Source organism: Exiguobacterium abrahamii (assembly GCF_015645365.1).
GTDB classification, from domain to species: Bacteria; Bacillota; Bacilli; order Exiguobacteriales; family Exiguobacteriaceae; genus Exiguobacterium_A; species Exiguobacterium_A abrahamii.
The window spans coordinates 246,526-271,205 of sequence record NZ_JADOYC010000001.1 but is presented as its reverse complement, the minus strand read 5'-3'; the positions used below and the strand labels follow the sequence as shown (position 1 = coordinate 271,205).

Sequence of the window (24,680 nt, the reverse complement as noted above, 5' to 3'; positions counted from 1 at the left end):
CCTATTTCAAAAAATTATTCAGTTTTTATAGTTTTTTTCTGGGAACTTATATTTATTTTTTTGATGAGAAATAAAAAAAGAACCCAGTGTCGCATGACACTAGGTTCTACCTCATTTCTTATGCATCTTAAACTCTAGGAACAACTCATTGTAATGCGCGAGCATTTTCTTTCCGAGGTTCTCATAGACTTCAAGCGTATCGGTAACTTGTTTATCAGGATAGAATCGCTCATCGGTCCGAACCGACTTATCGAGCAATTTCAAACCTTCTTTGTTTGGTGTCGAATAGCCGACGTAGTCCGCATTCTTCGCTGAAATATCAGGACGCAACATGAAGTTGATGAACTCGTGTGCCCCCTCGACGTTTTTCGCGGTCTTCGGAATGACGACATTGTCGAACCAGACATTTGATCCTTCTTTTGGAATGACGTAGTCGAGATTTTCGTTTTCGCTCATGATCTCGTTTGCATCACCCGACCAGACAACACCGAGTCCTGCTTCTTCATTCGCGAGCAATAACTTAATCTCGTCCCCGACGATCGCCTTGACGTTTGGCGTCAGGCGCATCAAGTTCGCTTTTGCTTCTTGCAGTTTCGACTCATCCGTTTCATTTAACGAATAACCGAGACTATTCAAGCTCATCCCCATGACTTCACGGGCACCGTCAGCGAGTAGAATCTGATTCTTCAGCTTCGGATCCCAGAGATCCTTCCAGCTCGTCGGTTTCTTCCCATCAATCAGGTCTTTGTTGTAGACGATACCGACCGTTCCCCAGAAATACGGAATCGAGTACTTGTTGTTCGGATCAAACGACAAATCTAAAAAGCGCGAATCGATGTTCTTGAGATTCGGAATCTTTTGATGATCGATTGGAACGACGAGCTTCTCATCGATCATCTTCGCAATCGCATAGTCAGACGGAACGGCGATATCGTACGTCGTTCCTCCCTGCTCGATTTTCGTCAACATCGCTTCGTTTGAATCGAACGTTTGATAGACGACCTTGATGCCGCTCTCTTTTTCAAACTGTTTGATCAGTGCCGGGTCGATATAATCGCCCCAGTTGTAGATATTCAGGACATTTTTACCCGAATACCCTTGTGTCTCGTTCAACTGATTCAAGGTGAATAGGATGACACCTGAAATCAAGAAAATCGCGGCGAATAATTGAATCAATTTTTTCAACGGTCATTTCACCTCCGGTCGCGAAAGCTTCGTAGCAGCTCGTTGGTTCAAGAAGTAGTAGCCGATGACGAGCAGGAACGTAAACAAGAAGATGACAGTCGACAAGGCGTTGATTTTCATCGAAATCCCTTGACGGGCAAGTGAGTAGATCTCAACGGACAATGTCGTAAAGCCGTTTCCTGTCACGAAGAACGTCACCGCAAAATCATCCAGTGAGTACGTCAATGCCGTGAAGAATCCAGCAAAGATACCGGGAGTGATGTACGGCAAGATGACTTTCGTCAGAACGTCCCAACGGCTTGCGCCTAAGTCACGCGCCGCATCAACGAGCGTTGGACTCATCTCCTGCAACTTCGGCAGGACGAGAATGACGACGATCGGTACCGAGAACGCAATGTGGGACAGTAAGACCGACGTAAAACCGAGCTGGATGCCAAGTAGCGTGAAGAAGATCAAGAACGATGCTCCGATGATGACATCCGGACTGACGATCAAGATGCTGTTCAGTGTTAGTAATGACGTCTCGACCCGTTTTTTGCGAACGGCTTGAATCCCGATTGCTCCGAATACGCCAAGGATCGTCGAGATTGCGGCGGATAACAAGGCAATGACGAGTGTGTTCAAGACGATGATCAACAAGCGTGAATCTTGGAAGACTTCCTTGTACCAATCCCACGTGAACGAATCGAAGTTCGTCATATTGTCAGCGCTGTTGAACGAATAGAATGCCAAGTAGAATATCGGAGCATACAAAATGATGAAGACTCCGATCAGATAAAGATTTGCTAGTTTCAGACGTTTCATCAAGTCGTCGCTCCTTTCTTCCGTTTTGTACTCGTCAAGGCAAGGATGATCGCCATCGCGATGATGAGGAAGACAGCGATCGTCGCTCCCATGCCCCAGTTCTGTGTCACGAGGAACTGTTGTTCAATCGCTGTACCGAGCGTGATGACGCGGTTTCCGGCAATCAGACGCGTAATCATGAACAGCGATAATGCCGGAATGAAGACGAGCTGACAGCCTGACTTCACACCATCGAGCGTCAACGGGAAGACGACACGTCGGAACGTCGTGAAGTTCGACGCTCCAAGATCACGTGCAGCGAAGACGAGTGACGGACTCAATTTTTCAATCGCATTGAAGATCGGAAGGATCATGAACGGAATGAAGATGTACACCGAGACGAAGACGAAACTGAAATCGGTAAAGAGAATCTGTTGTCGTCCAATCCCAATCGCTTCAAGCGTTTGGTTCGCAAGACCATACGTACTGAACAACCCGATGAAGGCATAAGCTTTCAACAACAAGTTGATCCACGTCGGTAAGATGATCAAAAGTAGCCACAGCTGTTTATGCTTCGTTTTCGTCAACAAGTAAGCAGTCGGATAACCGATCAAGAGCGAAAACACCGTAATCAAAAACGCATACCAGAACGAGCTGAGTGTCATCGTCAAATAGGTCGACGTAAAGAAGTTCTGGTAGTTCTCAAATGAGAAGTTGCCGTCCAAATCAAGGAATGAATAGTAGACGACGAGTACGATTGGTGCGATGACGAACAAGGCAATCCAGAATAGATACGGGATGAGATACCAGTTACGTGATTTTTGCATCATAACACCCCGTCGTAGGATTCCAGACGCTTATCGAATTCTTCTTCCGTCTCGTTCAGTCGCATGACGTGAATCGCTTCCGGATCAAATGTCAGTCCGATCTGCTCACCAACCGTCGCCTTTTTCGTACTGTGGACGAGCCATTCGTTACCGACTTCATCCATACAAGCGATTTCGTAGTGCACGCCACGGAAAAGTTGCGAATCGACGGTGACTTGCAGTTTCCCTTGTGCCACGTTCGTGATTTCAAGGTCCTCCGGACGAATGACGATCTCGACCGGTTCGTTCAATTCAAGACCACGGTCGACACATTCGAATTCCTTCTCGGCGAACCAGACCCGATAGTCTTCCACCATGCGTCCTGGAATGATGTTCGACTCACCGATGAAGTCCGCGACAAAGCGGTTGATCGGTTCATCATAGATATCCGTCGGTGTGCCCGATTGTTGAATGACACCGTGATTGAGGACGAAGATTTCATCTGACATCGCCAGTGCCTCTTCTTGGTCGTGCGTGACGAAGATGAACGTGATGCCAAGACGACGTTGCAAGTCGCGGAGCTCATACTGCATCTCTGTCCGTAATTTCAAGTCGAGCGCTGACAGTGGTTCATCGAGCAAGATGACTTCCGGCTCATTGACGATTGCCCGGGCAATCGCGACACGTTGCCGCTGTCCACCTGACATCTCGGTAATTTCTCGTTTCTCATAACCGGACAAGTTGACGAACTTCAATGCATCCGTCACACGTTTTGCGATCTCTGCTTCTTTCACCTTCTTGATGCGAAGACCGAAGGCAATGTTTTCGAAGACGTTCAAGTGCGGGAAGAGTGCGTAGTCTTGGAAAACCGTATTGACTTGACGTTTGTTCGCCGGTACATCGTTGATCCGTTTTCCGTTGAAGATGATGTCTCCTTCTGTCGCTTCCGAAAAGCCGGCAATCAGTCGTAAGATCGTCGTTTTCCCACAACCCGATGGTCCGAGTAACGTATAGAACTTCCCGCGTTCGATTTCAAAGCTGACTTGGTCGAGGACGGTCTGATCGTCGTATCGTTTCGTGACGTCCTTGAATTGAATAATCGTAGTATCTGCCAATCTAGTTCCTCCTTTATAAGTATGAGTCAGTCGCGGTCACGAGGACCTTCGTCTCTTGTGTTGACTCATTGCGTAGTTGATGGATTTCTGAAGCCTTATAGTAAAGTGTCTCTCCTTGTTTTGCTACAAAAGACTGACGTCCGAGCGTCAATGTGACGTTTCCTGCAAGCACATAGACGAACGTCTCAGCACCCGATGGCTCATATGTCTTGAATGCTCCCCCTGGCGCGAGTGTCAATAGGACCGGTTCCATCTCTTTCTCGTTCGATTCCGGAATGAGCCATGTGACATGATACCCTTGTTCCTCATCGGCATACGTCGTGACATCCTCTTCACCGTAGATGACTTTTTGATTGAGTGTATCCTCATCAAAGAAATCCTTCGGTGAGATGCCAAGAACTTCGAGGAGATGAAACAGCGTCTCGATCGACGGTGAACTGAGTTCCCGTTCGAGTTGCGAGATGTACCCTTTACTCAGGTCTGTTCTTTCCCCTAGTTCCTCTTGCGTCAATCCCTTTTGAAGACGGAGGTTCTTGATTTTTTGTCCGATTGAGTACAATCGACGTCCTCCTCTCATCGGCTTAGTTTAGTATAAGATGACTAAAAGTTTACTAATCACGTACCGATTATAGCGTATTTCATTATTTAATCAACTAAAACGTTCAATATTTTTTAATGTTCATTTGACAGTAAGAACGCTTACACCTACAATTAATATCAGGTACTAATTTAAGGAGGAACTTGTTATGCGGATCGCTTGGATCACTGATAGTACAACGATTTTACCGGATACGATCGCTCAGCGCGATGATCTTTCGGTCGTCCCTTTACTTGTCATGAAGGATGGCGAAAGTTTCGTCGATGGTGTCGACGTTGATGCGGAGACCGTCTATAGCTGGATTGACTCAAAACACAAGGTAACGACGAGCCAACCTTCGATCGGGAGTTTCACCGAGCACTATGAACGGTTGAAAGAGGATTACGACGTCGGCTTCGCTGTTCACTTATCGAGTGAACTGAGTGGCACGTACAGCGCTTCCGTTCAAGGGGCAGAGATTGCTGGCTTTCGTCTGATTGCGATTGATTCCCGTTGTGGGATTTATCCGGCTGGTCAACTTCTGGCAGAAGCGATTGAACTCGTCGAAGCGGGACACTCGATCGAATCCGTCGAACAGATCATTCTCGAGCGTCGTTTCGACCATCACATTGAATTCACGGTCGCGAACCTCGATCAATTACAAGCAGGCGGACGCATCTCTTCGACGAAGGCATTCGTCGGTAACTTGTTGCAACTTCGCCCGTTGTTCCACTTCGAAGAAGGAAAGATCGTTCCTTACCAAACCGTCCGGACGTTTAAAAAAGCGCATTCAAAGATTTTTGATCATCTTGTCGCAATCATTGAACGGGGGCAGGTCACGGATATTTCACTATTCCACGCGACAGCGTATGATCTTGCACTCGAGTGGAAACAACGCCTCGAATCGCAATACGATGTGCGTGTCCGAATCGATGACTTAACGCCGGTTCTCGGTTCGCATACAGGGAATCCAGCAATCGGTATGTCCTTTTTGAACCCGACACGCCGACCGTGATGAATAATGAATTTGATTTTTGGGTAAACCTTCTTTAGAGAATAAAGGAGGTTTTTTGTTTGAAAAATAATAAATGGATTTGGCTCAACTGGGTCGGCTTCATCTTCACGATTGCTGTGAACGCCCTTGATGGTGGAAAGACAGGACGAATCTCTGATTCAATCATCACATTGTTCAAACCGGCTGGGTATGCGTTCTCGATTTGGGGATTAATTTATACGATTCTACTCATCTGGTTGATTTTACAATCGATTCCGAAATTTAAGGAACACGAACTGGCGAAGAAAATCGGACCGTGGTTCTTGATCAGCTGTCTGTTTAATGCTGGCTGGATTGTTTCCTTCACGTTTGAACTGTTCGTTGTCTCCGTCGTCGTCATCGTTGGTCTCTTGTTGTCCTTGATCGTCATCTACTCAAAAATTGATCGTGAGACGAAAGGATTACGCTTCAAGCTACCGTTCTCGCTTTATCTCGGCTGGGTATCAGTCGCGACGATTGCCGACATCTTCCTGACGATCAACGCAGAAGGCGTGACATCTTGGCTTGGAATTGGAGATGCGGGTTGGACGATGATCATACTCGTCGTCGGAGTCATCATCGCTCTTCTCTTCATGTTTGCGAACCGTGATCCGATTTATCCGCTTGTCTTCGTCTGGGCGTATATCGCGATCAATTTCGAGTCCGATAATGGTCTCGTTGATACGACGGTTCTCGGTAGCGTTGTCTTATTGTTAGCCGGTTATATCTTCCTTCTCGTCCGGATGCGCCGTCAAGTCAGCGTGAGCAAGTGACGTTCCTTTCTCGTTCAAACGGCGTATACTAAAGAAAAGGAGTGAATGACCATGAACATCACATTTACACCGTCTGCTCAGGAGCGAATCCGCCAATTACGCGGTGAAGTATCCGGTCAACTGCATCTCTATTACGATACAGAGGGTTGTGGTTGCGGAAACTCTGGTATTTTCAGTATTCGCATCGTTGATGAAGCGACACCGGAAGACATGACGATTGATTCGAACGTCGGTCCCGTTCTCGTCAAGCGGTGGTCGAGTCATTTCCTCGATCAAGAAATGACACTCGATTACAACGCGGAGAAAAAAGCGCTCATCCTAAAGAGTGATGGCCAATACTTCAATACGAATGTGCTCGTGACGGATCAAACAGGCTGCGTTCTGACGGTTCGTTCATAAGCACAAATGAAAAAGGCAACTTCCGTCGTGGAAGTTGCCTTTGTTTGTGTTCGAACAGACAGGTGCTGCGTTGAAAGCTGGATTGCCTGAGTATAGTCGAATGTACTGGATGTCTGTCTGCATCGTGCACGAGCTGGTGAAAAACTCCAGCGCTTTGCGTCCCCCCAGACGTCGCATGCATCATCCTCGCATGCTTATCTAGTATACGAACGAAAATCATGTTTGGATTGCCTCATCCGACATTTAGAACCGTTTCTTCGATCGCTTGCTGATTCAAATCCTTCACATGCATCGGTCTACTATAGTAGTAGCCTTGTCCATAATCACAACCGAGGCGTTTCAAGAAGAGATGCTGTTCGAGTGTCTCGACACCTTCCGCGACGACTTCGATCCCAAGACTCTTCGCCAGCTGGATGATCATTTCCGTGATCGCTGTTCCCCGTTCGTCATGTGGGACTTCATCGATGAACGACTTGTCGATTTTCAGGATATCGATCGGCAAATGCTTCAGGTGCGTTAGCGATGATAGACCGGTTCCAAAGTCGTCAAGTGCAATCGTCAGACTAAGCTGTTTCAATTCACCAAGCATCGTCATCGCTCGGTCCAGATTCTCCATGACGGACGTTTCCGTGATTTCGAGCTGTAGTTGCAATTCACTTCCATTCTTTAAGGAATGGTGAACGATTTCTTTGATCATTACGTTGTGCGACTCGGACCGGAAATGCATCGCGGACAAGTTGACAGAAACTTGGCGAATGAAATAATCTTCCTTCTTCCAAATCTCCATCTGTGCGACAGTCTCTTTTAGTACCCACTCCGTTAAACGATGAATTAGACTATATTTCTCAGCCAGCGGGATAAACTCCGCCGGTGAGATGAAACCGAACTTCGGATGATTCCAGCGAATCAGAACTTCCGCCTGATCCACCTTTCCTGTCGCGAGTGCGATCTTCGGTTGATAGACAAGAGCGAACTCCTTGAAATCCGTCATCGCCCGGCGTAAGGAGCCAACGATCAATTGCTCTCTACGATCAGAGTGTAGCGCATCATCATATACGATGAAACGATCGCGTCCCTCGTTCTTACCAGCACGCAGCGCACTCTCCATCTGACCGATCCGCATCTCAAGCGATTCCTTCGTATCCGGTAAGATGACGCCCATCGTCGCTGTCAGATGGACTGCCTGATCTTCGAGGTCGATCGGTTGACGCACGTCCTCTAAAATCTGTTCGAAGACCTCCGTCATATCTTCCTGCGAGACACGTTTGATCAGGAAGAACTGCGTACCATTGTAACGGATACATGCTTCATCTTCCTTTAGCGTCCGTAGCATCCGTTCTGCGAACTGGCGGATGACGGCATCCCCCTTATCAAAACCGAATGTGTCATTGACCCACTTGTATCCATCCAGATCAAGCAAGGCCATCGCCATCTCTTGTTTCGCTCGACCGTAATGGGTATCGACCTTCGCCATATGATGATCGAGCCACCGGCGATTGTGCAGTCCGGTCAAATGATCGGTATACGCCATCATTTGTAAAGCACGTCGCTCCAAATGAATATAGAGTCCAGCAATCAAGATGACGATCAAGAAGACGGGGATGGCGACTTCGTTTAAGATGTTCGACGTGATGGGAGCATCACCGATGATCCCGGCATTGGAAGCTGGGATACAAAACGATGTACCGAGCATTCCGACATAATGCATCGACGAGATGGCAAACCCCATCACGACCGCGATGGGAATCAAGATCCGTTTCTGATTGACATGTCTTAAGCGATGAAGCAGTAGCAATGCGATATACGCGACCGTGACGGCAATCAGAACCGATAAGAGGAATAATCCTGTCTCATATCGGACGGTTCCACCGAACTGCATCGCCATCATCCCCAGATAATGCATCGTGGCGATTCCGCCTCCCATCAGTGCCCCCGCTAAAATCACCTTATTTCTCGTAATCGTCGACGAATACAAGAGATGGAAGGCAATGAAAGCAGCCAAAATGGCAGGAATGACGGATAAGAACATTAAAAACCAATCATAGCGAACCGTAACCGACAGGGCGAATGCCCCCATCCCGACGAAATGCATTCCCCAGATTGATAATCCCATCGTCAATGATGAGAGGAACAAGGCACGCTTCTTCAAGGAAGTCGCCTTCGCGAGACGCCGATTTAACTCTAGTGAACCATATGATCCGATGATGGCAACGAGCACCGACACTACGACGAGTGTCACTTCATAATGTTTCGTTAAGATGATCCATTCATTCATTGTATGAGGCCTCTCCTTAATAGACTGTCATTCTCCTAACTATCGTCTGCTCGGTCTCATTTCTTCAGTAAAAATTAGAAATTCATTCGATTTCTTATCATTTCAACGCGCATTTACTTATTCCATTGAGCACCTTGCACAAAAAAAAGCGAATCCGTACGAGACGGATCCGCTAAACTTCGTTCTTATAATGCGACCGATGCGACGATTTCGCCCGTCGGTTTTTCTAAATCTGGTTCGGGTTCGACCGTGATGGCGACCGCGTCCACCTTGCCGTCTCCTTTAAGTGGGAAGACAGCTGCTGCCTCTCCATCTTTTTCGATGACACCGTTCGCAGTAGGTGTTTCGCCTTCGATCGTCCATAACTGATAAAGTTGCCCTTCTTGAAGTGGCGGTAAATCTTTCAACTGAACCAGCATGTACGATTTATCGTTTTGCGTGAAAATCATACTTGATCCTTTGATCGCTTCGGTACTTTCGAAGTTCCCCATCCCTTTGATCTCATCCATGGCTAACGTCTCGGGTGTATCCGTGCTTTCTTCCTGTGAGAGGAAGTAGGCGTTCGCACCAAGTGAGAGAATCAAGGCGGCGGCGATACTCATCAACCAGCCGAGTGGGACACTCTTTTTCTTCGTTTGTTGCTGGCGTGCTTGTTTGATGTCTACCGGAGTAGTCATCGGTGCTTCCTTCGGAGACGCCGTCTCTGCTGAACCAAGGACTTCTCCAAGAATCCGTGCTTTCATACCTGCAGGAACGGGTCGCTCCGGAAGCGATTCAGCGATGGGAAGCATGAGTTCTTCCATTTCTAAAAGCGCTTCGCGACATTCTTCACACGTCGCAAGATGCGCTTCGAACGCGTCGCGATCTGCTGCGGATAATGTTCCATTGAAATAATCGATTAAGTCATGACAACGTTCTTCCATCTCGTTCCCTCCCATCCATTCGTTTTCGTAATGCTTGAATCGCGCTCCTGATTCGCGTCTTGACCGTTCCAAGAGGTAAATCGAGTCGCTCTGAAATCTGTTGCTGCGTCATACCCTGGAAGTAAACGAGTTCAATCAGCTCTTGCTGCTCGGGCTTCAGTTCACTGACCGCCCCGCGCACTTCAGCAGCCGTTTCCCGCTGCATGACCGTCCGCTCGACCGGCTCGTCATATCCACCATCTCGCTCCTCGACTTCGATCGTCGGCTGTCGTTTTTCACGACGGAGACAATCCAGTGCCGCGTTACGTGTAATCGTTAAAATCCACGATGAAAACTTGCCTTTTTGTGTATCAAAATCAACACGACCATTCCAAATCTTCATCCACACTTCTTGTATGACTTCTTCGGACAACCGGTCATTATTCGTAAAGCGATGGGCGAATGAGAACAACAGCCTCTCGTACTTATCGTACAACGTCTCGAGGGCTTGCTCATCACCGCTACGCATCAGGTGATAAAGCGATTCATCGGATTGAGTGTGCATCCTTCTCCTCCTTCTGATGTCAGCCTTATCATATAGTATACGCAAGCTGACACCAAATCGTTTTCTATTTTATTCATTTTCTAAGTAAAAACTTCACCACATCCATATTCCCTAATTCTAATAAAAGTATAGCTTAAAATTCTGTTGAATTGACAGTTATACCGTAATGGGCATAGCATAAAGATACTACATGACGTCAGGTCAACGGGAATCGGAGGAATAAAAATGGATTATGATCGGAAGATGAAGAACCGTGTTAGTCGGATCGAAGGACAGCTACGAGGCATTTTACGGATGATGGAAGAAGGGCAAGATTGCCGCGATGTCATCACCCAGCTCTCCGCTGCCCGTTCTGCGATTGACCGGACGATCGGCGTCGTCGTCAGTTCGAATCTAATTGAGTGCGTCAAGGACGCCGAACAAAACGGCGATGGACAAACCGAAGAACTCGTCAAGGAAGCGGTAAACTTGCTCGTTAAGAGCCGCTGATATAACGCTCGTACGGATAGTCTGCTTGGATAGCAGACTATTTTTTAAACGTTTATTTTAGTATATCAGCTGTTTGATCCAGGTTTGATTGCGCGTCAAAACAGGTATACTAAATTGTTATTATCTGGACTGCTCGTAAAAGACGTCCACTTAGGAGGAAGAGTACTTATGACCGTTTCCCTATTCATTGATGTCGCATGTAAGACAGGCGAATCTCCTGTTTACGACGCAAAAACAAAGCGCTTTTATTTCGTTGATATTCCGAATCAACTTCTCTTTTCATATGATCTCGTCACAGAAGCACTCAAGCCGTACACGTTACCAAGTGCCATCACGTCGATTGCCTTAACGGATGCACCCGATTTATTGCGTGTCACGGCAGAACACGGATTCGGAACGTTTGATCTCAAAGAAGGACATCTGTCTCTTGAGCATCAACTGTCGCTACCCGATTCCGACCGGATGAATGACGGAAAGCTTGATCCAACCGGACAATATGTCGCCGGTAGCATTAATGAAGAAGACGGTAAGACCGCTGGATTGTTCCGTCTGCGTCACGATGGTTCCATCGATGTCTTGCACGAAGACTTGACGAACTCGAATGGACTCGTCTGGTCAGAAGATGGCAATACGCTCTATCACATCGATACACCGACGAAAAAAGTCTATGCCTTTGATTATGCTCCGGACGCACCACTTTCGAACAAGCGTGTCGCCGTTGACCTTGAAGAAGAAGAAGGGTTCCCGGATGGTATGACGAAGGACGCGGAAGGTCATGCTTGGATCGCGCATTATGCTGGGTCATGCATCACCCGTTGGAATCTTGCGACTGGTGAAAAACTCAATCATGTCGACTTCCCAGTAGCAAATCCGACGTGCCCGATTTTCTACGAAGATCGATTGCTCGTCACGACAGCTGCAAACGGAGATGATGCGCCACACGCCGGTGCCGTCTTCGCTGTAACATTTGAATGATTCGTAGAGGAGGGATCATCTTTTTTAGAGGTGATGCCTCTTTTTCCACACAATTCGTCTAGACGCCTCTAAAAAAACAGACGATACTAAAGAAGAAGACTATTCATTTTTTGAAGGAGTGAAGCCGATGCGTGTCACGACAATCGAACGTTTACATCAACTGCAGACGACCCCATCCTTTTTCCCGGTCAACTGCTACCTGTTTGAAGAAGCAGACAGTTTAACATTGATTGATGCTGGACTCGGAATTAACGCAAAGGCGCTCTATCACTATATTCGACAGCAAGAGAAACCACTCGGCGCAATCATCCTGACTCATGCGCACGCCGATCATGTCGGCTCACTGGATTTCCTTGCAAACGCCTTCCCACTTGCTCAAGTCTGTATCAGTTATCGCGATGCCGCCCTACTCAGTGGGGATGAGACGCTACGCGAAGGCGAAACGACACCCTTAAAAGGGGGTATTCCAAAAAACATCAAAACACGACCGGATCGCTTGCTCGAGAGTGGTCAACAAGTCGGTAGTCTCAGTGTCATCGCCTCACCCGGGCATACACCTGGTTCGATCTCGCTTTGGCATGAAGGAAGCCGGACGTTGATTGCTGGCGATGCTTTTCAGACGCAAGGAGGACTCGCTGTCTCCGGTGACGTCCGCTGGCAATTCCCGTTTCCTGCACTTGCAACATGGGATCCTGACGTCGCCCTTCGCTCGGCTGATCAATTGACGGAACTGTCTCCAGATATTCTTGCCGTCGGACATGGTCCACTAATCCTTGGACCAAGTTACGAGATGCGACAAGCCGTCGATCGATTCACTCAGGTCTTGCAGACGAAAAAATCATCACCTTTCAAGTAATGGACGCATATGAAAAAACATCCGCGAACGTGTTCCTGACATGTCCGCGGATGTTTTTTTCTACAGACGACTCATGTCTGTTCTGCAACAGAATAACGATAGACGCGTGCTTCGTAGGGACGCAAGATATCCGGGCTATCCGGATAATTTGATACGAGCAACTTCTCCCGCGGTAAGACAAGGGCGGTCTGCATCGGTTCATCATGTACGTTGAGGACGATCCGCCAGACTTCTCCCTCTAATTCCCGCTCATAGATATAGAGATACGGATCATGGAGTGCTAAGTCGCGGTACGTACCGTAGACCATGATCGGATGATCCTTTCGCATCTGAATCAGCGACTTGTAAAAAGCAAGCACGGACGATGGATCGGCTTCTGCTTGCGCGACATTGATGTCCGTATAATTCGGATTGACCGCTAACCACGGTTTACCACTCGTAAAGCCAGCTGCATGTGTATCGTCCCACTGCATCGGCGTACGGGAATTATCACGCGCGAGTAACTGCATCGACGAGAGTACGACCTCTGGGTCCTCTCCACCAGCGACGCGCTCTTCGTATCGATTTCGAAAGGCGACGTCTTGATAAAGCGACGGATCCGAGAAACGAATCCCCGTCATCCCGATTTCTTCTCCTTGATACACATATGGAATGCCCGGTAACGTATGCAACATCAAACCGAGTAGTTTCGCGCTCTCGACGCGGTATCGTTCACTGCCGAAGCGCGTCACTTGTCGTGTATGATCATGGTTGTTGAGGAACTGTGAATTGACACCTAATGGGTATAAGACGTCGTACCAGCGTTTTTGAATCTCCTTGAATCGTAAGAGATCCATCGCCTCCATGTCATCCGCGATTTCGAAGTGAAATAGCGTCCGAAGTTCTTTTCGGTCTTCACTGACATATAACAGTCCGTCTTCTGGACCAACGAACGGAATCTCACCGACTGTAAACAAGTCTTTACCAGCGAGAACATTCGCATGCATCTCCTGCAAAAAGTCATGCACGCCGGGCTGATTTCCAAGGTACGAGAGATCAAACGGATTGGCGACATCCTCAAGCGATCGTTTTTTGATCAAGTTGATGACATCCATTCGGAAGCCGTCGATTCCTTGAGCGATCCACCAGTTCATCATGTCGTAGATCGCTTGCCTCACAGCTGGGTGCTCCCAATTTAAGTCGGGCTGCTCTTTGGCGAAGGAATGAAAATAATACTGCCCGCGTTCTTCACTCCACGTCCACGGGCTTGGCGCAAAGTACGAGCGCCAGTTGTTCGGAGGCGTCTCTTTCGTGCCTTCCTGCCAGATGTACCAGTCATCCTTATCGTTGATCCGCTCTCGCGACTGACGGAACCAGTCATGCTGGTCACTCGTATGGTTCACGACTAAATCGAGAATGACCTTTAATCCACGGGCATGAGCGGCCGTGATCAACTCCTTTAGATCTCCCATCGTTCCCGCTTTTTCCATGATCTCGTAATAATCGGCAATATCATAGCCGTTATCGACGTCTGGGGAACGATAACACGGATTCAACCACACGACATCGACACCAAGTGAAGCGATGTAATCAAGCTTGTCGATGACACCTCGTAAATCACCAATCCCATCCCCGTTCGAATCTTTAAAGCTACGCCAGTAGACTTGATAGACGACTGACTCTTTCCATTTAGCTCGCTTCATCTTCCCACTCCTCTCCCTACTCTTTATTCCCGCTCCACTTATCTGTACCTGTTTATCCGACAATTTTTTTGAATTTCGAAAAAGTTCTTTTCTTTTGACTGAATATTCGTTATCCTTGACGACAATACCACGAAGGAGGCACGCATCCATGAAACATTTCGCTCCATCCATCGCCATCGACCGGCTTCCTGCACCCGTCTTCGCTGAACTTGCGAATCGAATTGGCGCTGTCAAAGCAGCAGGTCACGATGTCATCACACTTGGTCAAGGAACACCCGATCAAACGACGCCCGTACATATTCTCGACGCACTGAAACAGGCGATCGATGAACCGACGAACCTTCAATATCCACCGTTTCGTGGACATGATTTTCTAAAACAAGCCGTCGCGCGCTTTTATGCGACTGAATTCGGTGTCACGATCGATCCGGCAACGGAAGTCGCAATTCTCCTCGGCAGTAAAGCCGGCATCGTCGCCTTACCGCAGACGATCGTCAACCCTGGAGAGGGTGTCATCGTTCCGGATCCAGGATACCCGGATTACCTGTCTGGCGCCGCACTTGCTGGTGCTTACCCGATCACGCTTCCGTTGCTTGAGAAAAATAACTTCTTACCGGATTACGACTTACTTGATACGACGGACGTCGAGCGTGCCCGGATGTTGTTCCTCAACTATCCGAGTAATCCGACGGGTGCGACCGCAACGGCAGAAGCCTTCGAACAGACAGTCGCTTTCGCCGATGCCCATGATATCTGCGTCGTCCATGACTTAGCATACGGTGGCATCAGTTTCGATGGTCCGACACGTAGCTTCCTGCAGACGGAAGGGGCGAAAGACGTCGGGATTGAGCTATTCTCACTCTCAAAACGCTTCAACATGTCCGGCTTCCGGATTGCCTTCGCGATCGGAAATCCGTCCGTCATCTCAAGCATCGAAACATACCAAGAACATCTCTACGTCAGTGCCTTCACACCGATTCAGCATGCGGCGACCGTCGCTCTGACGAGTGACCAAACGTGCGTCCGTGAGTTAAGTAGCTTGTATGAAACACGACGCGATGCGTTGTTCGCAAAACTCGATGCGATTGGTTGGAGTGGTCCACGCCCGGGCGGTTCCTTCTTCGTCTGGCTTCCTGTTCCGGAAGGTTACACGTCCCAAAGCTTCACCGATCACCTGCTTGACGAAGCACACGTCGCCGTGACCCCTGGATCCTTCTTCGGCGAATACGGTGAAGGTTACGTGCGAATCAGCTTAATTGCTGACGTCGAACGTCTAGAAGAAGCCGTCGATCGAATCGGAACGCTCAACCTGTTCCGGACACCTGTTGCGGAATAATTCTGAAAAAACATTTGACAGATGGGAATCATTTCCGTTAAAGTAAATCCCAACAGCATAACTACTTATCGAGAGCGACCGAGGGATTAGGCCCAACGACGTCCGGCAACCACCTGTAAGGAACGGTGCCACATCCTACAGAATGATCTTCATTCTGAGAGATAAGTTACGAAATCTTACACTTTCGTCGCTTTTTTTCTGGTTGCTCCGCTACTAGGAAAAAGCGACTTTTTTTGTATGAGGAGATGAGCGGATGATTGAATTCAAACACATTACAAAACGGTTCGTTCGAGATCGGACCCCGATTTTTGCCTTACGGGATGTCGATTTGACGATTCAAAAAGGAGAAATCTTCGGAATCATCGGTGAGTCCGGTGCCGGTAAAAGTACATTACTTCGCCTGATCAACGGGCTTGAGCATCCGACACAAGGAACCGTCAAGGTCGACGGTGTCTCGCTCGGTGGGATGTCAAAAGCAGATTTGCGTCAACTTCGCTTGCGGACAGGAATGATCTTTCAGCATTTCCAATTGATCCAGTCGCGCAACGTCGCGGATAACATCGCTTTTGCGCTCAAGGCCGCTGGCGTCAAACGAGCAGATTTCCCGGAGCGAATTCGCGAGCTCGTCTCGCTCGTCGGACTTGAAGGATTTGAGACGAACTTCCCGAGTCAATTAAGCGGTGGACAGAAACAGCGCGTCGGGATTGCCCGGGCACTCGCAAACAATCCGACCGTCTTGTTATGTGATGAAGCGACATCCGCTCTTGACCCTGTTACGACACTTCAGATCCTTGAACTGCTGAAGGATTTGAATGAACGACTCGGATTGACGATCGTCCTCATCACGCATGAGATTGATGTCGTCAAACAGATTTGCCATCGCGTCGCGGTCATGTCGCAAGGTGAAGTCGTTGAAGTCGCCTCAACCTATGACTTGTTCAGTCAAGCCAAGCATCCGGTGACGCAACATTATGTCGATACGGCACTACAAATCGAATTGCCGGAACGCATCTTACAGGCAACGCCGGGTAAGATCATCCGCTTACAGTTCACGGGCGAGAAGACCGGTGAGAGTACGTTATCAGAAGCGATACGCCGTTACGATATCTCGGTCAGCATCTTGCACGGTAAGGTCGACTACATTCAAGACGTCGCCTTCGGTGTCCTGATTGTCAGCTTGACGGGCTCATCCGACCAAATCGCTCCTGCCCTCGACTGGCTCGCGACGGAACTTCATGCACTCGAGGTGATTCAGGATGTGGCTTGATCGTATTCAAACGATGTTACCGGAGCTCTTGAAGGCGCTCGGTGAGACGGCGTGGATGGTCGGAATTTCACTTGCCTTCGCATTGGTCGTCGGGATTCCGCTCGGGATTCTCTTGTTCGTCACCGACCGCGGATTATTTTTTCAAAACCTTGCCGTCCGCCGTGTTCTTGACTTCGTCGTCAACATCGTCCGGTCGCTACCGTTCATCATCTTGCTCGTTGCCCTCATTCCGTTGACGAAGTTCTTACTCGACAATACGATCGGTCCGACGGCAGCGTCCGTCAGCCTTAGTGTCGCAGCGATTCCATTTCTCGCACGCCTCGTCGAAACATCACTCCGCGAAATTCCGCCTGGTCTAATCGAAGCAGCGGAAGCCTGTGGGGCGAAACCATTGCGGATCATCGTCAGTGTCCTCTTACCGGAAGCACTTCCTGGCATCATTCAGGGCATCACATTAACGACGATCAGCTTGATCGGCTTCTCAGCGATGGCTGGTATCGTCGGCGGCGGTGGTGTTGGTGACCTCGCGATCCGTTTCGGGTACTATCGCTACGATAATCTCATCATGATCGTGACGATCGTCGTTCTCATCGTCATCGTTCAAAGTATTCAAGCACTTGGCAATCAACTGGCGCGAAAAACAGATAAACGCTAATCATACATACAAAGGGAGAGTGGAATCATGAAAAAACGATATGCCTTTTTAGCAACAGCCTTACTCGGTGCAGGAGTCCTCGCGGGATGTGGAGACAGCAGTGCTGATGAAAAAGAAAAGACGATCAAGATTGGTGCGACGAGCGGTCCGTATAGCGACATGGTCAAACAAGCGATCCAGCCACAACTCGAGAAGAAAGGCTATAAAGTCGAAATCGTCGAGTTCAGCGATTACATCCAACCGAACATCGCCCTCGGTAGTGGGAACATCGACGCCAACTTGTTCCAACACTCGATCTATCTGAAGACGTTCTCTAAAGAAAAGAACCTCGATTTAAAAGGACTGATCACGGTTCCGACAGCACCGATGGGACTATACAGCAAGACAGCGAAGACGCTTGACGACGTCAAGACAGGTGCTGAAGTTGCGACGCCGAATGATCCAACGAACCAAGCACGGGCACTGAACCTCTTGGCAGAACAAGGCTGGATTGAACTCAAGCCGGACGCTGATCCACTAACCGTTTCAGAAAAAGATATCGTCAAGAATCCGAAGAAACTCGTCATCAAACCACTCGAAGCGGCTCAACTGCCACGCGCTGTTGAAAGTGTCGACATCTCAGCCGTTCCAGGGAACTTCGCACTTGCTGCGAAATTCGACTTACTCGATGCGCTAGCGCTTGAGACGATGGACGAACAATACCGCAACCTCGTCGCTGTCCAAACGAAAGATGCGGACAAGCAAGTCGCAAAAGATTTGAAGGCAGCCGTCGAATCGGACGCCTTCAATACAGTCATCGAAAAATCATTCAAAGGCTTCAGCAAGCCTGAATGGGCAAACTGATGTAAAAAATGACCGGATTCCAAGGAGAGATCATCTCTTTGAATTCCGGTCGTTTTGTGTTAGAACCGATACCACATCAGTTCTTCATCATGATAGGTATCATCGATTTTCAGCGCCCGTGGTTCAATCGCGTATGATTCAAAACCAAGTGATCGATACAACGCTTTAGCAGCTTCATTCGTCCGGACGACCGAGAGATGGACTTGCTCAATCACAGGATGCTGCTTTAATGTACGTAATGCCTCTTCTACGAGTTGTCGTCCGACCTGTTGTTTTCGGACGTGTGGCGTGACGTACATCGCAAACAAATTCGCTCGATGTTTCACCTTAACTGGTTCTAAGTTGACAATCGTGACGACACCGACGAGTTCATTTTCATGAAACGCACCGAACGTCATCGACTGTTCGCTTTCAAGACGAGTTGCGTACCGTTCGATGGGTCGATCTTTTTCTGCTTCATAATCAGAGCCGAATGCCTCCGGATGGTTTCGTAAGGCTTCTAACCGCAATGCTTTGTAACGAGTTGCATCTTCTGCCGTCAATTGACGTATTTTCAACTGCTCCACCCCCTACCTGTAGTATAGAACGAACTTACTCGTAAAAAAGAGGACGACATCGAGCGATATCGTCCTCTATTCTTCTATTTAAGGTGTTCGGAAATTAATCGTGAAGTACGGTGCGTTGTCTCGGAATGCTACACCGACATCCGCCTGCTTAAAGCTCTTTTGAAGGATGTTATCGCGGTGTCCTTTCGAGTTCATCAAGCCCCAATGCGCCGCAAAGACGTTCGGATAGCCCATTGAGAGATTCTCACCGGCTCCCATGAACTTGATACCCCCTTGTTCCATCCGATCGAACGGGTCACGCCCTTGTGGATCCGTATGCGAGAAGAAATTATTCTTCGCCATGTTTTCGCTGTGACCACGTGTGACCGGCTTCAGTGCTGTGTACGGTGCTAACGGATTCAACTTATAGTCGGCCCGTTCCCAGTTCATCAACCGAAGCATCAGTTTCTCATCTGTCGTTCGTAACGCATTCGATGCAGTACCGTAGAAGCCCTTTTTCTTCGCTTCGACGTCTTTTGGAATCGCAAGCGTTGCTTTGACTTTATTGCCGTCATGTTGATCGAAGAAATACGTCACGTAATTGCCTTTCTTCTCGTAGACGGCGGCATGATCCAGATTCAACATGTAGTTCGTGTTGCCTTTACGGTAGGACTTCACTGCGGTCCACCCTTTTTTCTTCAAGGAAGATTCCGTATCCTTATTCAAGACCGCGCCTTGCGTCGTCACCCCGTTCTTGAAACGATACTTCCCGTAATCCTTGCCGTCCTTCGTCAAGGCGACGAATTCCTCCGTTGATGTCCGTCTGACTTCCCAGTCGTATCCTGGATACTCACTGCTATATCGATCAATCAGCTTGCCGCCACTTTTCGGATAATCGGCTTCTGCTTGTTCCATTGGAATGTTTTCGTAGCCGAAAAAGGCTACTGCTGCTACTCCGATGATTAGCCATTTTTTCATGTCCTCGTTTCGCCTCCTTCTACTTCATTACCTTTATTTTAAAAGAAAATCATTCCTTCGAACAGTCATCGGCTCTCATTTGTCTAAATCACATCTTTCGTCCATAAATCCGACACATTTGGTGAGAACGCTCTCATCTTAAAAAAGCTTTTGTTTAAACGATTCTTGAAAGTATTTAATATACTTACTAAATGATTTTTCCCTTTTATTAAAATGTGTGAACATTCTTTTATTTCATTCTAAACGATTTTTGATTGCTCTCCGATTCTCGACTCGGTATCATTAGAATTCGTAAGCCAAACTTTCAATGCTTTTCCAAATAACATAATGATATGAAGGAGTTGACCTATGGTTTTACTGTATTTCATTTATGAATCCATTGCTTTTTTACCGATTCAACAATACTTATTTTCCGGCTGGATGATTCTCGTCGCGTTGACCGTATCGTTTAGCTTGGCTAATGCACATGAAGATGTTCGGCTGAATCAACGGCTCGGTTTTGAGTTGCTCGTACCTGGATCAGGTATGCTACTCTCTAAGAAATTCATCCCTGGTCTTGCTATCATCCTTTTTCTAATCTTGATCCACTTCACGTATATGTTCCGCGTTATTCCTCTACCGATTGCTTTAATTTCGACACTCTCGATCAGTACACTCTCACTTCTTTCGCTCTTTATTCCAGCACGCAAAAAAGCGGACCGCTAAGTCCGCTTCAGATTGTAGACGAATGGGCTGGCTGACTCAAAAAAATGACGCGCCTTTTCACACCCTTTCCTCAGGCGAGACACAAGCCAGTTTTCCCGCTCCATTCGAGCAGGAAAACGGGTCTTATTTGTCTCTGACAGCGCAAAATGGCGCTTTTTCCTGTAGGAGTGGCGTGTGACACGTCATTCTTTTTATACCGAAGGATTTGAGGAGCGTTTTGTTCACTCGACATCGCTTCCTAGGGAAAAACAAGCAAGAGCGACCCTACAGCGAAGCGGCGCGATGCTTGTCCCAGGAAAACGATGCGAGAAGAACAAAAAAGCGCAATCCTTCTCGTTAGAGAAAAATTGCACTTTGTCTTCAGTCTCAAGCGGACCGCTAAGTCCGCTTTTTAATTTCATTGATATTTTGTTGTTTCTTTCAACTTATACTTGTTCGATAATTCAAGCCAGATGGTTTTGCCTTTTTTAACTTTCACTTGAATGTACGGACGTCCTTGCGAAACACGGAGGGCAAGTAATTCGCCTTGTTGATCTTTATGCGTTTCACTGGCTTTTAACCAGTGACGACCTAATTTACGCTCAATGAAGATATGCTTTCCTTTTTGGACAGCACGCCAGATGCCGACTTCTGCTTTTCCTTTGACCGGTACGGCCGTCTCTGCACCTTGAATCGAGATGATCGCTGGATCGTGATCACTCGCACTACCATCTGCTTCCATATACTCTGAGTTGATATTGACGATATCTGAAGACGTGTAACGTTTTAAGTTGTTTGAAATCAGGATATGGTCGAGTACTTGGGCATTTCCGTTATAGACGTACGAGTAGCGCTCAGACTCAGGAAGATCATCGACCGTGTTCCAGAGATTTTTCCCTTTCAGGATATCAAGTGTTTCTGAGAACTGGAAGTCGTTCAAGTCACCGAGAACGACGACGTTCGAGTCTTTGACTTCCGTTTTCAATTCAGAGACGAAATCTTGGACGATGTTCGCAATCGCATGACGCTGGACTTCACTCTTACGTACAACCGGTTGGTTCTTACCGAAGTCAGCTCCGTCGCCACCTTTTGAGTTGAAGTGGTTGACGATGACATGGTACGAATCACCATTGAAGAGGAATTCCGCGACGAGCGGTTTCCGTGAACTCGCGAAGTTCGGATCCGTCGGCTGAATGCGACCTGGGTTTTTCGTCAGCTTGCCGTTCTCAACCGCAACAGCTTCCGTTGCGCCACCTTTTTCACCTGGTGCGAGTGATACGCGTGCTGGATTGTAGAGGAATCCGACACGGATATTTCCGCCCGGCTGTCCACCATCCTTCTTGTCTTCTGGTGCGATGTCCGTATAGGCATAGCGGACACCTGTTTTCGCTTCGATTGCCGCGATCAATGTCTCGAATGATTTCGAAGCATCGACTGTGCCACTATCCGTTGCGCCATCATTATCCTGCATCTCTGTCAAACCGACGATGTCCGGTGTCTTCAAGAACGTTGCAATTCCTTCTGAGACGCGATCGACTTTTCCTTCGTCTGCTGTTGAAGCAAAGTTCTCGACGTTGTACGAAGCAACAGTCAAACGTGATTTACCTGTTTCGATGTTCGTTGGTTGACGATCTGCTTCGCGCGTGACGAGTGGCGGAAGATCAGCTGCTTTTGAAAGGACTTTATACGCCGAATAGTTATAGCTCATGACACCTTCAATCGTTCCGTTGAACGTATCACCAGCTTTTGCACGGTACGACGAGCTTCCCATCTCGACGAAGAGACGCTCCGGATTGACGTTGTCTTTCGTCAGGATCGGCGTTCCACGTTTCGTATAGACCTTATCCGCTGTCTGCGTCCGAACTGGAATCGTCCGGTTCGCTTGTGGTCCTGTGACGATCGCGTTTGGTAAAGCGACACGCATACCTTCTAAGCTTTCGTATAAGTCGATTGCATCTTCTTCTGGATCAAACTGAGCGAACGAATCGTTGTCGACGACTTGTGTTGGAATCAAGACGCCTTCATCGCCAAGAACGATGCTTGCTGGTAATCCTTCGTTGAGCGCACCTTTTACGAGATTGACTGTACTGATTTCCGTGACCGCTAAGTCTGTATCGAACTTATCGCTGTAGCCTCCGAGTAACCATTCTTTGACATATCCTGTCGTCGCAACTTTTTGTCCAACGGCAGCACCGTGGTTTTTCGCATAGACGAGAATCCCTTCCGATGTCCGGCTGTCGTTATCCGGATTCGGATCTTGCATGTAGAAGTTGTTCGCATCGACGACGTACGTGACGACACCTGTCGTCCGGACGAGTTGATCTGCGTAAGGCGACGTATGCGCAACGCCTTGGATACTGCTGATTTTCGTGATTGGTGGTGCGATATAGTACTTGAATGTCGAAACAGCTGACGTTTTACCGTCCTTGACGGCAACTGCTTGAATCGTCACTTCATCGTTGATCGTGATCGGTGACGTATACACCGGACTGTCGACAGTCGGTGTCGTGCCATCGACCGTGTAATGAATCGTTCCTTCACCTGATAATGTCACTTGATCTCCACGTTCGACTTCACCGACCGGAGAAGCTGTAGGTGCTGCAAGAACGTCGCCCGCTTCTGTCTGATGACTGCCGAGATTCGTCAGTGTATCGACCGGGAAGCTCGTCCACTGTGATGGTTCGTACGTTTTAGCACCAGACGTGACGCCCGCATTTCGCACGAGTGTCGTATCTTTTGCGAAATCCGTTGATGAACCGAGTGGTCCGATGATATCAAGAACGACATCGCCCTTTTTCAGTGCGATGGGATCATTCCCGTTGAAGTTCAATGATCCCGTCGTCAATTGTGCTTTTGCTTTGATGTCCGCATTCGCATTTGAATTCGCGATGACGAATGTCTTTCCTGGATCTACTTTCCCTGATAGTGTAATTTTCGCTTCTGACGGTCCACCGTTCGTATATTGAACGAGGGTATAGTCCGCTAAATCAATGATTTGCCCCGACCCATTGTACAGCTCGATCGCCTTGTTGTTACTTGTTCCTTCTATGTATTCAGACAAGATGACGCCTTCGCCTTCTGCCCCGACAAGACCCGCTTGTGGAAGGATTCCTGCTGTTAACACTCCGGCCAATGCCCACTTTCCAAACGTACTGCCGTATTTCATGATGAGACCCCCTATTGAATTTTCTGACACTTCTTAATAATATCAGATTATATTCTCAATAGTGTATATTTTTCGTAAAAAAAGATACCATCCTTCGTAAATGAAAGAAATGGTATCGCTTACAACTTTTTATTGTTCGTCTTTGTGACTTTCGTACCATTTTTCAGCTTGCGATGTCGCGATCGGAATGGCGCGTCCCTCTTCATATCCGTCTTTTAATAATGCGTTCGCGATCTCAATCGCTTTCTTTCGAAGCGGCGGATCAAAGTTCTTGAATGACTCTGGATAGTCGTTCTCACTCCATGGCATGTCGTCACCCCCTTATTTCAGCATTACCCGAAAAAAGGCACAAAAAAAACGCCTCATCAGCGTGTCGTTGTTTTTGGTTGTCATGAGAATCGAGGATTACAGGTGATCAAAACACCTGAAACGACGAAAGCCCTACCTCTCTTTCGTTGTTACGGCTCCTTGGCCGCGCCAGCTGAATCAAGCATTTTAGCAAGAATCGTGATGCGTCTGCAACGGACGCATGATACTGGGATTTTTAGAAATAGCTCGGGAATGAGCGGAAAAGTATCGATTGGAAGGTTTATCTTGCTGGGTCAACTTCTCCTCGTAGTATGAAGAAGGACAAAATAAAAGCGATGACTTATGTCTGACTCATTTGTCAGTAGCGGTCTAAAAATCCTGACCTGTCGATTTAATTGTATGATATGGATTGAAGATTCTCACATGAGTGATCATCCCCGATTCATGACTTATACCAATCTATCACACTTTCTTTTATAAAG

General features: G+C 47.9%; 24 protein-coding genes and 1 riboswitch. Of the genes, 11 read left to right on the top strand and 13 right to left on the bottom strand.

Annotation, left to right across the window (positions count from 1 at the left end; all coding sequences use genetic code 11):
* Window positions 1-111 precede the first annotated feature (111 nt).
* Genes ITJ88_RS01335 through ITJ88_RS01315 form a run of 5 tightly spaced genes read right to left on the bottom strand, consistent with a single transcriptional unit; the run spans window position 112 to window position 4,466 of the window.
* Entirely contained in the window at window positions 112-1,185 is a 1,074-nt protein-coding gene (locus tag ITJ88_RS01335) for an ABC transporter substrate-binding protein (RefSeq protein WP_195864464.1), read from the bottom strand.
* Between the two features lie 3 nt (window positions 1,186-1,188).
* The gene (locus ITJ88_RS01330; RefSeq protein ID WP_029342587.1) at window positions 1,189-1,989 is read right to left on the bottom strand and encodes an ABC transporter permease; all 801 of its coding nucleotides are present in this window, start codon (window positions 1,987-1,989) and stop codon (window positions 1,189-1,191) included.
* The gene (locus tag ITJ88_RS01325) at window positions 1,989-2,798 is read right to left on the bottom strand and encodes an ABC transporter permease (protein ID WP_029342588.1); all 810 of its coding nucleotides are present in this window, start codon (window positions 2,796-2,798) and stop codon (window positions 1,989-1,991) included. Before ITJ88_RS01325 ends, ITJ88_RS01330 begins: the two co-directional genes overlap by 1 nt.
* Entirely contained in the window at window positions 2,795-3,889 is a 1,095-nt protein-coding gene (locus ITJ88_RS01320) for an ABC transporter ATP-binding protein (RefSeq protein WP_195864463.1), read from the bottom strand. Before ITJ88_RS01320 ends, ITJ88_RS01325 begins: the two co-directional genes overlap by 4 nt.
* A gap of 13 nt (window positions 3,890-3,902) precedes the next feature.
* Window positions 3,903-4,466: a helix-turn-helix domain-containing protein gene (locus ITJ88_RS01315; protein WP_050678114.1), complete on the bottom strand. Its 564-nt coding sequence runs from the start codon at window positions 4,464-4,466 to the stop codon at window positions 3,903-3,905.
* A gap of 169 nt (window positions 4,467-4,635) precedes the next feature.
* On the opposite strand from ITJ88_RS01315, the gene ITJ88_RS01310 reads away from it, so the two are divergent.
* The 3 genes from ITJ88_RS01310 to ITJ88_RS01300 are packed head-to-tail and all read left to right on the top strand — an operon-like array spanning window position 4,636 to window position 6,671.
* On the top strand, window positions 4,636-5,481 hold the full coding sequence (locus ITJ88_RS01310; protein WP_195864462.1) for a DegV family protein: 846 nt from the start codon (window positions 4,636-4,638) through the stop codon (window positions 5,479-5,481).
* A gap of 59 nt (window positions 5,482-5,540) precedes the next feature.
* Window positions 5,541-6,272, top strand: a complete 732-nt coding sequence (locus tag ITJ88_RS01305; protein ID WP_023469354.1) for a tryptophan-rich sensory protein — start codon at window positions 5,541-5,543, stop codon at window positions 6,270-6,272.
* Window positions 6,273-6,323: 51 nt separating this feature from the next.
* Window positions 6,324-6,671: an iron-sulfur cluster biosynthesis family protein gene (locus tag ITJ88_RS01300; RefSeq protein ID WP_050678117.1), complete on the top strand. Its 348-nt coding sequence runs from the start codon at window positions 6,324-6,326 to the stop codon at window positions 6,669-6,671.
* Between the two features lie 232 nt (window positions 6,672-6,903).
* Here the strand turns inward: ITJ88_RS01300 and ITJ88_RS01295 are convergent, their stop codons facing one another.
* The 3 genes from ITJ88_RS01295 to ITJ88_RS01285 all read right to left on the bottom strand — a co-directional run bounded on the left by ITJ88_RS01295 (window position 6,904) and on the right by ITJ88_RS01285 (window position 10,413).
* On the bottom strand, window positions 6,904-8,946 hold the full coding sequence (locus ITJ88_RS01295; protein WP_195864461.1) for a bifunctional diguanylate cyclase/phosphodiesterase: 2,043 nt from the start codon (window positions 8,944-8,946) through the stop codon (window positions 6,904-6,906).
* Window positions 8,947-9,131: 185 nt separating this feature from the next.
* Window positions 9,132-9,869, bottom strand: a complete 738-nt coding sequence (locus ITJ88_RS01290; RefSeq protein ID WP_195864460.1) for an anti-sigma factor — start codon at window positions 9,867-9,869, stop codon at window positions 9,132-9,134.
* Window positions 9,850-10,413 (bottom strand): RNA polymerase sigma factor, encoded by a 564-nt coding sequence (locus ITJ88_RS01285; RefSeq protein WP_058703803.1) that lies wholly within the window; start codon window positions 10,411-10,413, stop codon window positions 9,850-9,852. The genes ITJ88_RS01290 and ITJ88_RS01285 overlap by 20 nt, the downstream gene beginning before the upstream one ends.
* Window positions 10,414-10,638: 225 nt before the next feature.
* Between ITJ88_RS01285 and ITJ88_RS01280 the strand changes: the two genes are divergently transcribed.
* The 3 genes from ITJ88_RS01280 to ITJ88_RS01270 all read left to right on the top strand — a co-directional run bounded on the left by ITJ88_RS01280 (window position 10,639) and on the right by ITJ88_RS01270 (window position 12,733).
* The gene (locus ITJ88_RS01280) at window positions 10,639-10,902 is read left to right on the top strand and encodes a metal-sensitive transcriptional regulator (RefSeq protein WP_023469359.1); all 264 of its coding nucleotides are present in this window, start codon (window positions 10,639-10,641) and stop codon (window positions 10,900-10,902) included.
* A 168-nt stretch (window positions 10,903-11,070) separates the two neighbouring features.
* Window positions 11,071-11,877 carry an SMP-30/gluconolactonase/LRE family protein gene (locus ITJ88_RS01275; RefSeq protein ID WP_195864459.1) on the top strand — a complete coding sequence of 269 codons (807 nt, stop codon included), beginning with the start codon at window positions 11,071-11,073 and terminating at the stop codon, window positions 11,875-11,877.
* 127 nt (window positions 11,878-12,004) lie between these two features.
* On the top strand, window positions 12,005-12,733 hold the full coding sequence (locus tag ITJ88_RS01270; protein WP_195864458.1) for an MBL fold metallo-hydrolase: 729 nt from the start codon (window positions 12,005-12,007) through the stop codon (window positions 12,731-12,733).
* Between the two features lie 71 nt (window positions 12,734-12,804).
* Here the strand turns inward: ITJ88_RS01270 and ITJ88_RS01265 are convergent, their stop codons facing one another.
* Entirely contained in the window at window positions 12,805-14,415 is a 1,611-nt protein-coding gene (locus tag ITJ88_RS01265) for a glycoside hydrolase family 13 protein (protein ID WP_195864457.1), read from the bottom strand.
* Between the two features lie 148 nt (window positions 14,416-14,563).
* Here ITJ88_RS01265 and ITJ88_RS01260 point away from each other — a divergent pair, with 148 nt between their 5' ends.
* The 4 genes from ITJ88_RS01260 (at window position 14,564) to ITJ88_RS01245 (ending at window position 18,516) form a co-directional block, all read left to right on the top strand.
* Window positions 14,564-15,751 carry an aminotransferase class I/II-fold pyridoxal phosphate-dependent enzyme gene (locus ITJ88_RS01260; protein WP_195864456.1) on the top strand — a complete coding sequence of 396 codons (1,188 nt, stop codon included), beginning with the start codon at window positions 14,564-14,566 and terminating at the stop codon, window positions 15,749-15,751.
* 62 nt (window positions 15,752-15,813) lie between these two features.
* Window positions 15,814-15,919, top strand: a riboswitch (SAM riboswitch).
* A gap of 85 nt (window positions 15,920-16,004) precedes the next feature.
* Window positions 16,005-17,018 (top strand): methionine ABC transporter ATP-binding protein, encoded by a 1,014-nt coding sequence (locus ITJ88_RS01255; protein WP_058712982.1) that lies wholly within the window; start codon window positions 16,005-16,007, stop codon window positions 17,016-17,018.
* Window positions 17,008-17,673 carry a methionine ABC transporter permease gene (locus ITJ88_RS01250; RefSeq protein ID WP_023469366.1) on the top strand — a complete coding sequence of 222 codons (666 nt, stop codon included), beginning with the start codon at window positions 17,008-17,010 and terminating at the stop codon, window positions 17,671-17,673. Before ITJ88_RS01255 ends, ITJ88_RS01250 begins: the two co-directional genes overlap by 11 nt.
* Before the next feature lie 27 nt (window positions 17,674-17,700).
* Window positions 17,701-18,516 (top strand): MetQ/NlpA family ABC transporter substrate-binding protein, encoded by an 816-nt coding sequence (locus ITJ88_RS01245; RefSeq protein ID WP_195864455.1) that lies wholly within the window; start codon window positions 17,701-17,703, stop codon window positions 18,514-18,516.
* Window positions 18,517-18,575: 59 nt separating this feature from the next.
* On the opposite strand, the gene ITJ88_RS01240 is transcribed toward ITJ88_RS01245, so the two are convergent.
* Both ITJ88_RS01240 and ITJ88_RS01235 read right to left on the bottom strand, forming a co-directional pair.
* Window positions 18,576-19,073, bottom strand: coding sequence for a GNAT family N-acetyltransferase (locus tag ITJ88_RS01240; protein ID WP_195864454.1), 498 nt, complete (start codon window positions 19,071-19,073; stop codon window positions 18,576-18,578).
* An 87-nt stretch (window positions 19,074-19,160) separates the two neighbouring features.
* On the bottom strand, window positions 19,161-20,039 hold the full coding sequence (locus ITJ88_RS01235) for a CAP domain-containing protein (RefSeq protein WP_195864453.1): 879 nt from the start codon (window positions 20,037-20,039) through the stop codon (window positions 19,161-19,163).
* A 348-nt stretch (window positions 20,040-20,387) separates the two neighbouring features.
* Between ITJ88_RS01235 and ITJ88_RS01230 the strand changes: the two genes are divergently transcribed.
* Window positions 20,388-20,744: a hypothetical protein gene (locus ITJ88_RS01230; RefSeq protein ID WP_195864452.1), complete on the top strand. Its 357-nt coding sequence runs from the start codon at window positions 20,388-20,390 to the stop codon at window positions 20,742-20,744.
* Window positions 20,745-21,141: 397 nt separating this feature from the next.
* Here the strand turns inward: ITJ88_RS01230 and ITJ88_RS01225 are convergent, their stop codons facing one another.
* Complete coding sequence (locus ITJ88_RS01225) at window positions 21,142-23,889, bottom strand: chitobiase/beta-hexosaminidase C-terminal domain-containing protein (RefSeq protein ID WP_195864451.1); 2,748 nt, start codon at window positions 23,887-23,889, stop codon at window positions 21,142-21,144.
* A 129-nt stretch (window positions 23,890-24,018) separates the two neighbouring features.
* The gene (locus tag ITJ88_RS01220; RefSeq protein WP_195864450.1) at window positions 24,019-24,198 is read right to left on the bottom strand and encodes a DUF2188 domain-containing protein; all 180 of its coding nucleotides are present in this window, start codon (window positions 24,196-24,198) and stop codon (window positions 24,019-24,021) included.
* Window positions 24,199-24,680: the final 482 nt, after the last annotated feature.